This is a genomic window from Vibrio sp. ED002, assembly GCF_023277445.1.
Taxonomy (GTDB): Bacteria; Pseudomonadota; Gammaproteobacteria; order Enterobacterales; family Vibrionaceae; genus Vibrio; species Vibrio jasicida.
In genome coordinates this window covers 1,998,522-2,010,763 of record NZ_CP080238.1, presented here as the reverse complement: position 1 = coordinate 2,010,763, position 12,242 = coordinate 1,998,522, and the positions used below count along the sequence as shown (strand labels likewise).

Below are 12,242 nucleotides of genomic sequence, written 5' to 3'. Positions count from 1 at the left end.
GGGTGAGGCCAACCGCATAGGGGGTGACAGCTGACCTCGGTTTGCTCAGGAGCAAATTAAAGGGAGTGATTAAGCCGCTTGCTGGCCGCCAAGGATGTTCAGAATCTCTTCCACATCGTTGGTGCTAGTTAGCTTCTCAATTGCTTCCGGCTCATCGAGCGCGTTCGTAATGGTGGTGATTACTTGGATGTGTTCATCGTTCTTAGCGGCAATACCGATAACCAGTTTCGCTACATCGTCGTCATCTTCAGTAAATTGGATACCCGATGGGTATTGGCAGATTACAATGCCGGTTTTCTTCACGCGGTCTTTCGCTTCAACGGTGCCGTGAGGTACTGCGATAGATTCGCCTAAGTAGGTTGAAACCAGTGCTTCACGTTCAAACATTGCGTCTACGTACTCTGGTTCTGCGTAGCCTAGTTCAACCAGCTTGTTACCTGCAAAGCGAATCGCTTCTTCTTTGTTGGTTGCTTTCAAACCTAGGTGAATGTTTTCGCGCTGAATTTGGAATACCGATGGTTGCTGTTGTTCAAAGCTGTCATCGTTCGCAGCCATGACCGATACTTTTACCATCTGGTCGTCATTGGCTGCGGATTGTTTTTGAGCGGCTAGCAATTTAGTTACTAGCTGGTTGTACATTTCGCTGTCTAGGAAGTTCGTCAATGAAATGTGGTGTGCGTTTGGAGCATGCTTACGTGCACGATCCGTTAAGTCTTTATGAGTAATCACGATATCTGCACTCTCTGGTAAGCTATTGATAGCAAGGTTGGTTACGTGGACGTTCAGACCCGCGTCTTGAACTTTTTTGCGTAGCATGCTCGCACCCATGGCGCTTGAGCCCATGCCCGCATCACAAGCGACAATGATGCTTTGTACTGTCGCTAGGTCTACGTCACCTTTGCTTTGGCTGTTTACCACCGCATCGTTTTTAGATGCAGATTTCATGTCTTTCATTTGTGATGTTGCTTTCTCTAGTGCTGCTTCATCACCGTCTTCTTCTGTTGACGTTTGAGTTTTCATTAGCAGTGCTGCTACGGCGAATGACACGCCTGTTGCTGCTGCGATGGACGCTAGAACACCAACGATTGAGCCTTTCTGAGTCATCAACAAGATTGCAAAGATTGAACCTGGTGATGCTGGAGAAACAATACCTGCGTTAAAGATAGTTAGAACGAATACGCCAGTCATACCGCCTGCGATAGCCGCAAGGATTAGGCGAGGGTTCATTAGGATGTATGGGAAGTAAATCTCGTGGATACCGCCGAAGAAGTGGATGATTGATGCACCACCTGCAGTTTGACGAGCTGTACCTTTACCAAACACCATGTAAGCTAGCAGGATACCTAGACCAGGACCTGGGTTTGCTTCGATGAGGAAGAAGATCGATTGACCTGTCTCAGACGCTTGTTGGATACCTAGTGGAGAGAAGATACCGTGGTTGATCGCGTTGTTTAGGAACAGGATCTTCGCAGGTTCAACGAAGATTGAAGTCAGTGGTAGTAGATGAGCAGAAACTAGGAAGTTAACGCCTGCCGCCAAGCCACCAGAAAGAATTTTTACGAATGGACCGATAAAGATGAAAGCAAGGATCGCACATAGCATGCCGATGATGCCCGCAGAGAAGTTGTTAACCAACATCTCGAAGCCACTTTTTACTTTACCATCGATGTAGTTATCGAATTTCTTGATAGCCCAGCCGCCCATTGGGCCGACCATCATTGCACCCATAAACATTGGGATGTCTGTGCCGACAATCACACCCATTGTTGTGATTGCACCGACTACCGCACCACGATCGCCACCAACTAATTTACCACCGGTGTAACCGATAAGCAGTGGCAGCAAGTAGGTAATCATTGGGCCAACCATAGAGGCTAACGTTTCGTTTGGTAGCCATCCAGTTGGGATAAATAGAGCAGTGATAAAGCCCCACGCGATAAACGCGCCGATGTTTGGCATTACCATGTTTGACAGAAAACGACCAAAATTTTGTATCTTGATCTTGGCATCTGGTGATATCATAACAATTCCCCGTTCGATGTTCTGATGAATCTTGTTGTAGTAAACGGTTCGCCAAAACCGTTTGTTTGATTGCTTAGTACCCAATCAATTTACCACACATTTTCCAATTGGAACTGACAACGGGTTTTTCGTGATCTACGCCCGCATTTCTTAGGCTGAGAAACGGTTTTTAAGTGACCAAGTTCAACTTATTAACTTGTAACTTAATAACAAAAAGCCACTTTCAAATCTGTCAATAAAAATCTTAGTGATCAATTCGATCTTCTGACAAATTTAAAATCAAAATACTTTGTGACTTTGATCACTTTTGATTTCTTTTGAAATTCAAATTAAATACCAGTAACGATCAATATCACATTTTGTGTTGATTTGGTTTGGGTCTGAAATGTGATCTGAGTCGCTTTTGGTATTTTGTGAAAGTTTGCGACGGGATTGGAGTGATCAATGTCATTGCGACTCTTCGATAGAATGTATTTATAAGAGTCTTTTCGGCATACTTCACGAAGTGTTCTTATCTAATTGATAGAAAGTAAAAGAGAGTCGCTACACTGCTTTTTATTGACTCACAACTCTCTTCTTACTCACTGCTCTTACTTATGGTTGCTATTAGCATGGTAGGTGAGGTACTCATGAGTTTGCTCGCGTCCCATATACCTTGCCAACGTCTTTTCTTGAACATCGCGCAAATCTACCGTAATCAAACCATCTAGAGCGTTATTGAATGCAGGGTCGACATTGAAGCACACCAGTTTGCCATTGAGGCTTAAGTACTGACGCAGTAACACGGGGACACCTTTTCCTTCATCGATTCTGGCAATAACGCGTGATAATAGCTGTAAGTCCCCCAGAGCGGTAAGCATGCTGGTGTTCCAGTCACGGTGGTGCTCAGGAAGTGGGTTAGAAGGCGTGACGTACTCTGCGCAGTTGTTGTCGTAGTGGTGCAGTGTCATTGATTGAGCCAGCAATTGGCGTGCAGTATCGCTATAGTCGTTGCTAATGCTTACCGGACCAAATAGGTGAGTGTAATCAGGGTTTTGATGCACGAAGGTTGCGATGCCTTTCCACAGTAGCAGTAGCGCGCTCATACTCTTTTGATATTGCTGCGCAATCACTGAGCGCCCCATCTCAATGGATTTACCCATTTGGTCGATAAAGCGTTGGTCATAGTTAAACAACGTTCGTGAATACAGACCTGCTACGCCGCGCTTTTCAATCAGTTGATCAACCAGACCTAAGCGATACGCGCCCACCAAGCATTGGTTTTCTCTGTCCCACACAAACAGATGCAGGTAATCATGATCGAAATGGTCAATGTCTATTGCTAGTCCCGTCCCTTCGCCAACCTGTCGAAAATTGAGCTCACGTAGGCGACCAATTTCATGCAGTAGGGAAGGGATACTCTGCGACTCCGTGCAGTAAACATCGAACTCACCACTTGTTAGAAGCTTGGACTCTTTTGGTAAGCTGTTCAGCTCTTCAAGCAATTCGCCTACGGGTAACCCTGCCGCTATTGGAGAGAGTTGTTCTGATGAAGCAGAGGGTTTTACTGATAGGGTTTCACGATTGAGTAAGTAAGTGTTGAGTCGTAAATAACTCACGACTTGATCATCGCTAAGTGTGTTGAGTTCTTTGAATTTGATCGCTTGGCCAAAGGATAAGTCGATGGTTTGCGCATGTTTGTTTAGTAGCTCTCGCCCAAGCATTAGGGTACGCAACAGTGGGTGGATGTTTCCTGCCATATAGAAGCGTTTCGAGTTTTGACCGCTGATGAATACTGGAACTGTCGTTGCTTTGTTTTTACGGATCAAGCTGCTTACGCTTCGACTCCACTCTTTGTCTTCCAAGCGTTTGGCATCGACTAACTGTGACACTTCACCGGCAGGAAAGACAAGCAACAAGCCGCCATTCGCGAGGTGTTTATTGGCAGCCCTCAGGGCCTTCATATTCGATTTGACGGCGTCTTTGCCTTCAAACACATCAACACCAATAAAGAGCTGATCTAACTCCGGCACGGTTTTAAGGTATTGATTGGCTAGGATTTGGATATCGTCTCTGACCATCAACAGTAATTCAGCCAAGATCACGCCTTCCACACAACCAAGCGGGTGGTTCGCCACAATGACGGTCGCTCCTTGTTTAGGAACTGAATCGAGTGAACCATGAGCAATGCGATAGTCGATACCTAAGATATCCAGCGTGAAGCGAAGAAAAGTTTTGGTATCGGCATTAACGGGCCGTTGAGCGTAGAACTTATCCAGCTGGTTTAAACCGGTTGCCCATTCAGCAACGTTTTCACCAATACCAAAAGGCGTTTTACGGGGGAGACGAAAAGGGGTTGAACTATCCATATTTACCTCAGCGTATAAGTTGCTGATTGGATAGTAGAAATTACAGATGACAGTTCAGAGGCAAAAACATGAGCCTTTGGTGACAAAGTGGTGACGCTTTGTTGACCAAAGGCGAAGCATAATGAAGGTGGTATTGAGAAATTTAAGCTTTATCACCAGCAAACATGAGGATACTAAGAGAGTTGAGTGTTTCACCCAGGCTTTCTAGCGAGCTCAGCACCTGCTTAGTGGGTTCGTTTTCTAGCAGTATGCGTCCATCAAAACCTTTGCCCGTGCACGATTCTTCTGAACAAGCCTGTGCATTTTCTTCAATGGTGTTTTCATTAGTGACTTGCTCTTCAGCTAATGATTCTTCAGCTGCAAACTCGTTGGCACTGACACAAAAGCTGGAGATCAGCAGTCCACAGAGCAATATTAATTTTGTTTTCAACATACTGATAAACTCAAAAATAAAACACTGTTCGATTTTATGTTATCGAGCTCATCATTTCGAGCGATATGACACAAATTTAGCTTTCGGTCGCTATTTTATTGCCATAACTAGACTATCTTATCGACATAACAAATTGATTGATTGAGCGAAATTAGGAGTATGAATGGAGCGAATTACCAATAAGTCGTCAGTATGGCTGGGGTTAAGCCTGATCATTGGTCTTGGTGTCCTGGGCTTTTTTATCCAACAGACGGCGATTAAGTACAAAGCTTACGAGCGAGTGGTTACCGTGAAAGGGCTATCTGAACGTGAGTACCCCGCGGATACGGTGATTTGGCCGATTCAGTTTACCGTAGCGAGTAATGACTTGCCGACGATGTTTGATGAGATTGATCAACAGACGAAGCTAGTACTCGATTTTCTCGCAGCAAAGGGACTGGATGAATCCAACTTCTCGTTATCCTCTCCAGCCGTAACAGACCGCAAAGCACAGCAATATAGCAACGAACAGGATATTGAGTATCGTTACTTAGCCAATCGAACGGTGACGGTCTACAGCCAGAACATTGATGTCGTTAGAGCGGCTATCAATGAAATCGGTGAGCTAGGCAAACAGGGTGTGTTGCTTAACCAAGATCCTTATGCAAATCGCATTGAATACAGTTTTACTAAGCTTAATGACATCAAGCCAGACATGATTGAAGAAGCGACTAAGAACGCTCGTGAAGTGGCAGAGAAGTTCGCGAAAGATTCACAAAGCTCGCTTGGTAAAATCAAGCGTGCGACGCAAGGTCAGTTTTCCATTTACGATCGTGATAGCAACACACCTTATATTAAAAAAGTACGCGTTGTTTCAACCGTTCAATATTACTTGTCGGATTAACTCTACGTCTTTCTATCCACTGAATAAAAAAGTAAAAGCCAGTCATTTGAAGTGACCCCGTAAAGTTGGACATTTCTGTTAAGCGGCTTTCAAGGCCTGAGTTCGATACTCTATCGGAGTCAGGCCTTTTAGCTTCACCTTTATACGTTTGGTATTGTAGTACTCGATGTATTCTTTAATTTGCTCTATCAGAGTATCTGCATCTTCAAAGCTCTGGTTGTGATACATCTCTGTTTTAAGTAAAGCAAAAAGTTTTCTGCAACAGCATTATCCAAGCAGTTACCTCTTCTCGACATACTTTGTATTAACCCACTCTCTTCGATTTTTTGCTGATATTGTCGATGCCGATATTGCCAACCTTGATCGCTATGTATAATTGGCTTTGAGTTCGGTCTAAGCTTTGATATCGCTTCCGTCAACATATCAATGACAAGCGGCAAACAGGCATTTTTAGCTACTCTATAAGCAACCACCTCTTGAGTAAACAAGTCGACAACCGGAGACAAGTACACTTTCTGCTCTTTGACTTTGAACTCCGTAACGTCAGTTACCCACTTTTCATCTGGCTGGGACGCACTAAAATCTCTTTCAAGTATGTTGGGAGCCGCTCTTCCAGACTCACCTCGATATGAACGGTACTTTTTAATCCTGACCGTTGATTTAAGGTTTAGCTGAGCCATAAGCCTTTGAACCGTCTTGTGATTCAACATGAAGCCTCGCTTTTTTAGTTCTAAGTGAATACGGCGGTAGCCGTATCGCCCCTTATGCTCATGATAAATTGACTTTATCATGAGCAGTTCACTTTCGTAACTATCAGTACGCTTGCTCGCTTGAGCCTGATAATAAAAGACACTTTTCGCCAGTTGCAGAGTTTGCAGCAGGTGCTTCAGTGGGTACTTACCTTTAAGAGTTAGAGCTATGACCGCTTTTTCTTTGTTCGACGGCTCTTTTCTTGCTCCAACTCTTCCAACTTTTTTAGAACAGCATTCTCGGTTCGTAAGTAGACCAACTCCTCTCTTAGCTCCTCAAGTGTCATTTCATTATCTGGTTTAGTGGTACGTTGAGGCTGCTGTTTCATTGAAGGTCTTCCTTTCTGGCGAATTTTGAGCCCTTTGATACCGAGCTCGTTAAATCTTTTGAGCCAGACAGAAAGTATCCCAGGGGACGAGAGGTTAAATACTGCGCTAGTGTGCGAGAGAGACCAGTCATTCGTCCACATTAAATTTAATGCTTTTAGCTTTGTTTGAGCAGAAACAGCATGTTTAGTTGGTAAAAATGAAGCTGCACCATGGATAGCAAAAACTTGGGCTCAATACCGAATCTGTCTCGAAGAAACTGAATATTGCTTTTCTAAATAACTAGATGACGTACCATTTAAGCATTGTTTAGCAATGACACATTTTAGCTCGCGGCTATATTTGGACATAAAAAGACCCCCAATAATTAGTGTCCAACTATTGGGGGTCAGTTCAATTTGATTGGCTTTTTTAATGCTCAATCAATTGCATTTTAGTTGCCGCTCTTTTTCTTATTTGCGCAAGTGATCTTTTATAAAACTAAGTTCTTATTTGTTCGGCCGTGAAGTTGATAAAAGTCAATTCAGATAGGGGTTTAGAGGCGTAATTTTGACCGCACTTATTCGCTAGAAGGAATTGCTAGAATGGCTTACAAACATTACCTCAGAGAATTGCTTGGTTTAGCAATTGTGGTTTCTGTGGTGTTCGGTGCATTGAGTGTGTTGTTGGATTTATGTGCCTTGGTGGCGTTTTGTGAACATCAAGAAGATACGGCTCAATTGTTTTTCCATGAATCGTTTTATTTTGTCGCGTTCTTGATCCCCCCTTATTTTCTGTGGAGAGCGATCAATCGCCCAGACTTAGTCTCTGCAACACAAGAGTATCAAGCCTCAAGGTGCGAGCTAGAACGTTTGTAAAACTAATAAGCTTAGTGGCTTAAATGAAACGCGTTTCCAAAAACGAAAAAAGCTCGTAGATTTCTCTACGAGCTTTTCGAAATTTGGTGGCCCCTCCCAGACTTGAACTGGGGACCAATCGATTATGAGTCGACTGCTCTAACCACTGAGCTAAGGGGCCTTAATAGGTCAACGATTATAGGGGAAGCGTTGCAAGGTGTCTAGCCACTAGGTAGGGCAATTGCGCTTAGTTTTTATTCACTTAGCTTCACCGATAATAAAAAAGGTGACACTCGGTCACCTTTTTTGCATTTAATCGCTTCGATTACTCGTCTAGGAAGCTGCGCAGAGTTTCTGAGCGGCTTGGGTGACGCAGTTTACGTAGTGCTTTCGCTTCGATCTGACGGATACGTTCACGAGTAACGTCGAACTGCTTACCAACCTCTTCTAGAGTGTGGTCAGTGTTCATGTCGATACCAAAGCGCATACGAAGAACTTTTGCTTCACGTGGCGTTAGGCCTGCAAGTACGTCTTTTGTTGCCATTTTCAGGCTTGTCGCAGTTGCTGAATCTAACGGCAGTTCTAGCGTTGTATCTTCGATGAAATCACCTAGATGCGAATCTTCGTCGTCACCGATTGGTGTCTCCATAGAGATTGGCTCTTTAGCGATTTTCAGTACTTTACGAATCTTGTCTTCTGGCATTTGCATGCGCTCTGCCAGTTCTTCCGGTAGCGGTTCACGACCCATCTCTTGCAGCATTTGGCGAGAGATACGGTTTAGCTTGTTGATCGTTTCGATCATGTGTACCGGAATACGAATCGTACGTGCTTGGTCCGCGATTGAACGAGTGATTGCCTGACGGATCCACCACGTTGCGTAAGTCGAGAACTTGTAACCACGACGGTATTCAAACTTATCTACCGCTTTCATCAGACCGATGTTACCTTCTTGGATTAGATCCAAGAACTGTAGACCACGGTTGGTGTATTTCTTCGCGATAGAAATTACCAGACGTAAGTTCGCTTCAACCATCTCTTTCTTCGCACGGCGAGCTTTTGCTTCACCGATAGACATACGACGGCTGATGTCTTTAATGTTTTGAACGTTTAGAGAAGTCTCTTCTTCAATCATTTTTAGCTTCATGATTGAACGACGGATTTCTTCTTCGCTACGTTTGATTTTTTCAGCGTAAGGCTTATCAGATGAAAGAATCTCATCTAGCCAAGCTTCGCTTGATTCATTGCCTGTAAATAGCGCGATGAACGATTTCTTCGGCATTTTGCCGTATTCAACCGCTGACTTCATGATCAAACGTTCTTGAGTACGAACGCGATCCATCGCAGTACGAAGCTCGTTCACGAGGTGATCGAACTGTTTTGGTGTTAGACGGAATTCTCTGAATACGTCTAGCATCAATTCGTTTGCAACGGTTGCTTTCGGGCTTTCGTAGCCGTGTTCGTTGATCGCAAGCTGAAGGTTTTGGTACGTGCTGCGTAGCTGGTTGAATTTCTCAAGCGCTAGCTCTGGGTCAATACCTACATCTTCTTCAGAATCATCTGAATCGTCATCACTTTCTTCATCTTCTTCTGCGTCTTCTTCGTCTTCTTCTTCTAGTTGAGATTCAGACAATTCAGAACCGATGTGCGTTGCTGTTGGAGCAGCAGTGTCATCTGCGTCAGGGTCAACAAATCCAGAGATAAGGTCAGTTAGACGAAGTTCTTCTGCTTGAACTTTGTCAAACTGCTCAAGAATGTATGGGATAGTGCCAGGGTATTCAGCAACAGACGATTGAACTTGGTTAATACCTTCTTCAATACGTTTTGCGATGTCGATTTCGCCTTCGCGAGTCAGTAGCTCTACAGTACCCATTTCACGCATGTACATGCGCACTGGGTCTGTTGTACGACCAATTTCACTTTCTACGCTAGAAAGTGCAGCGGCTGCGGCTTCGGCAGCATCTTCATCGGTAATGTTTGTGTCATCGTTCAGTGCTAGATCATCGGCATCAGGAGCAGTTTCAACTACTTTGATACCCATATCGTTGATCATCTGAATGATGTCTTCTACCTGTTCTGAATCTACGATTTCAGCAGGTAGGTGGTCATTTACTTCGGCGTAGGTCAGATAGCCTTGTTCCTTGCCTTTAATAACAAGTAACTTTAGCTGTGACTGCGGATTTTGATCCATAGACGGTATCCAACTTCGTAATCTGGTGAAGGAATCAGTATGCGAAATGCAAACCACTTACTATAGCAAATTTAATTGTTGCTGACTAATTAATCAGGGTTACGCTTTTAAATCTAGCATTAAAGCTAGCAGCTCCCTTTTCTCTTCGGCTGATAAACCGACACTTCTTGCTTTGGCCTGCAGGTTTTCAATTTGCTTTTCTACGCACTGGGCAATTATTTTGTCCAGTGAGTCTAAAAATATTTCTTCAAGGTTGTCTTCTACGAGCGGAATATCCCAGCTCGCCAGACGAGACAGAAGGGTCTCATTTTGGCTATTTCGCCAATGCTCTAATAATTGGCCTGTGTTGATATGGGGATGTGCCTGACATTTATCAAGTACATCAACAAATAAACTTAGGCCTGGTATGGATAAATCTCTCACTGAGGAAAGATCCGGTACCATTTGAGCATAGCTCGGATTTTGAATAAGTAGAGCGATAACCTCGCGCATCGGAGTTCGTTTGATCTCTTTGTGCGGCTGAGGTCGAGTTTCATTGCTCTTCTTACGTGGTTGACGTAAGCGGTTATCAAAACCAGTGCGTTCATCAAGCAGCTTTTCGAGTAACTCCTGAAAGTAGGGATCAGGTATCTTGTCGATAAGTGCACTTGCGTAGGCACGCAGTGCCGACTTACCTTCATTATTGCCCAAGTTGATTTGGTGCAATTCAATCAGGTTATCAAACAGATAGCTCGAAAGCGGTGTCGCTTGTTCGATTTGTTGTTCGAAGGCTTGTTTGCCGTATTTACGAACGTAGCTGTCCGGGTCTTCGCCATCAGGTAAGAACAAGAACTTCAATGTGTTACCTGTTTTCAGGTATTGAAGTGCGTTTTCCAGCGCGCGCCAAGCGGCCTCTTTACCTGCGCGGTCGCCATCGTAACAACACACAACGGTGTTGGTCTGACGGAACAGCATTTGAATGTGGTCGCCAGTCGTTGACGTGCCCAATGAAGCGACAGAGTAATCTACGCCATATTGCGCTAACGCGACAACATCCATATACCCTTCAACCACCAAAATTCGTGGTGGTTCACGATATGCCTGTAAGACTTCATAAAGGCCGTATAGCTCTTTACCTTTATGGAAGATTGGCGTTTCCGGTGAGTTGAGGTATTTCGGGGTGCCGTCGCCCAATACACGACCACCAAAACCAATCACTCGGCCTCGTCGATCTCGAATTGGGAACATAATACGGCCACGGAAGCGGTCGTAACGGTTACCTTTTTCGTTTTCAATCAACATGCCGCCTGTAACTAGCATGTCTTGGTTATCTTTGTTCTGGCCGAAGTTCTTACGGACTAAGTCCCATTCATCGGCCACATAGCCGATGCCAAACTTCTGGACGATTTCGCCAGATAATCCACGATCTTTTAGGTATTCAATGGCAACTTTGCTTGCTGGTAGCTTGAGTTGATTACGATAAAACTGAGAAATACTGCCCATTAAATCGTAAAGGCTACGTTTTTCGCTGCTGCTGGCTTGTGGTCCTGATTGAAACTGACCGCCACCACCGCTGCGTTGTTCGCGAGGAACATCTAACCCGAGGTAAGACGCCAGTTCTTCAATAGCTTCGACAAACTCTAAGCGCTCGAACTCCATAATGAAGTCGATGGCATTGCCATGCACGCCACAACCAAAACAGTGATAGAACTGCTTTTCTTGGCTGACACTGAATGAAGGGGTCTTTTCGTTGTGGAAAGGGCAGCAAGCGCCGTAATTTTTACCTTTTTTCTTAAGTTTCACGCGCGCGTCAATGATGTCGACAATATCAAGTCGAGCTAGGAGGTCATCAATAAAACTGCGTGGGATGTGTCCAGCCATAAAACCTAACAAAAAAGAAAAATCATGATTGGTGTGAATGAGTTATGGAGAAAAGCATGCATACGACCGTGCGTTATTCCATTCATTCAGATACAAACAAGCCGTGCGTTCCAAAGGATAGCACGGCTTGCTGCAATTGGGTGGGGTGTTAAGCCAATTTAGCGCGAACTAAACCGCTCACTTTACCCATATCTGCACGCCCTTGAATTTGCGGCTTCAGAACGCCCATTACTTTGCCCATGTCTTGCATGCCAGCTGCACCAGATTCAGTAATCGCGTTCTCGATAAGAGCTGCTACTTCTTCATCTGTCAGTGGTTGAGGCATAAAATCCTCAAGAACCGTAATTTCTGCTCGTTCAGCATCAGCAAGATCTTGACGATTTGCTGCTTCAAACTGCGTAACAGAGTCGCGACGTTGTTTAACCATTTTGGTCAACACAGCAAGAATGTCGTCGTCGTTCAGAGTGATCTGCTCGTCAACTTCACGTTGCTTGATTGCTGCTAAGGCTAAACGAATAGTACCAAGGCGCAATTTGTCCTTGGCTTTCATCGCTAATTTTTGCTCTTCTTTGAGTTGTTCAATCAGAGCCATAACT

9 protein-coding genes, 1 tRNA gene and 1 pseudogene are annotated in these 12,242 nt (G+C 44.4%); 2 read left to right on the top strand and 9 right to left on the bottom strand.

Translation table 11 applies throughout. The features are described 5' to 3' along the window. Nucleotides 1-69 precede the first annotated feature (69 nt). From ITG12_RS09225 to ITG12_RS09215, 3 genes are all read right to left on the bottom strand, one after another. On the bottom strand, nucleotides 70-2,022 hold the full coding sequence (locus ITG12_RS09225; RefSeq protein WP_063344050.1) for a PTS mannitol transporter subunit IICBA: 1,953 nt from the start codon (nucleotides 2,020-2,022) through the stop codon (nucleotides 70-72). A gap of 590 nt (nucleotides 2,023-2,612) precedes the next feature. Next, the gene (locus ITG12_RS09220) at nucleotides 2,613-4,370 is read right to left on the bottom strand and encodes a GNAT family N-acyltransferase (protein ID WP_248872982.1); all 1,758 of its coding nucleotides are present in this window, start codon (nucleotides 4,368-4,370) and stop codon (nucleotides 2,613-2,615) included. Nucleotides 4,371-4,512: 142 nt separating this feature from the next. Further along, on the bottom strand, nucleotides 4,513-4,803 hold the full coding sequence (locus ITG12_RS09215; protein ID WP_038866171.1) for a hypothetical protein: 291 nt from the start codon (nucleotides 4,801-4,803) through the stop codon (nucleotides 4,513-4,515). 163 nt (nucleotides 4,804-4,966) lie between these two features. Between ITG12_RS09215 and ITG12_RS09210 the strand changes: the two genes are divergently transcribed. Continuing rightward, a complete protein-coding gene (locus ITG12_RS09210) occupies nucleotides 4,967-5,686 on the top strand; it encodes an SIMPL domain-containing protein (RefSeq protein WP_038878272.1) in 720 nt (239 codons plus the stop codon). A 188-nt stretch (nucleotides 5,687-5,874) separates the two neighbouring features. On the opposite strand, the pseudogene ITG12_RS09205 reads toward ITG12_RS09210, so the two are convergent. Together ITG12_RS09205 and ITG12_RS09200 are read right to left on the bottom strand one after the other, a co-directional pair. Next, nucleotides 5,875-6,627: pseudogene (locus ITG12_RS09205) on the bottom strand (IS3 family transposase); the annotation flags it as partial. Next, entirely contained in the window at nucleotides 6,603-6,905 is a 303-nt protein-coding gene (locus ITG12_RS09200) for a helix-turn-helix domain-containing protein (RefSeq protein ID WP_248872981.1), read from the bottom strand. The gene ITG12_RS09200 and the pseudogene ITG12_RS09205, both read right to left, overlap by 25 nt. A 441-nt stretch (nucleotides 6,906-7,346) precedes the next feature. On the opposite strand from ITG12_RS09200, the gene ITG12_RS09195 reads away from it, so the two are divergent. Beyond that, entirely contained in the window at nucleotides 7,347-7,619 is a 273-nt protein-coding gene (locus ITG12_RS09195; RefSeq protein WP_248872980.1) for a D-fructose-6-phosphate amidotransferase, read from the top strand. Between the two features lie 84 nt (nucleotides 7,620-7,703). Here ITG12_RS09195 and ITG12_RS09190 read toward each other — a convergent pair. The 4 genes from ITG12_RS09190 to ITG12_RS09175 form a co-directional block, all read right to left on the bottom strand. Continuing rightward, nucleotides 7,704-7,779, bottom strand: a tRNA-Ile gene (locus ITG12_RS09190). 144 nt (nucleotides 7,780-7,923) lie between these two features. Next, the gene (gene rpoD, locus ITG12_RS09185) at nucleotides 7,924-9,786 is read right to left on the bottom strand and encodes an RNA polymerase sigma factor RpoD (protein WP_038866174.1); all 1,863 of its coding nucleotides are present in this window, start codon (nucleotides 9,784-9,786) and stop codon (nucleotides 7,924-7,926) included. 99 nt (nucleotides 9,787-9,885) lie between these two features. After that, a complete protein-coding gene (gene dnaG, locus ITG12_RS09180; RefSeq protein ID WP_038878269.1) occupies nucleotides 9,886-11,646 on the bottom strand; it encodes a DNA primase in 1,761 nt (586 codons plus the stop codon). Between the two features lie 148 nt (nucleotides 11,647-11,794). Further along, nucleotides 11,795-12,238: a GatB/YqeY domain-containing protein gene (locus ITG12_RS09175; RefSeq protein ID WP_038866176.1), complete on the bottom strand. Its 444-nt coding sequence runs from the start codon at nucleotides 12,236-12,238 to the stop codon at nucleotides 11,795-11,797. Nucleotides 12,239-12,242: the final 4 nt, after the last annotated feature.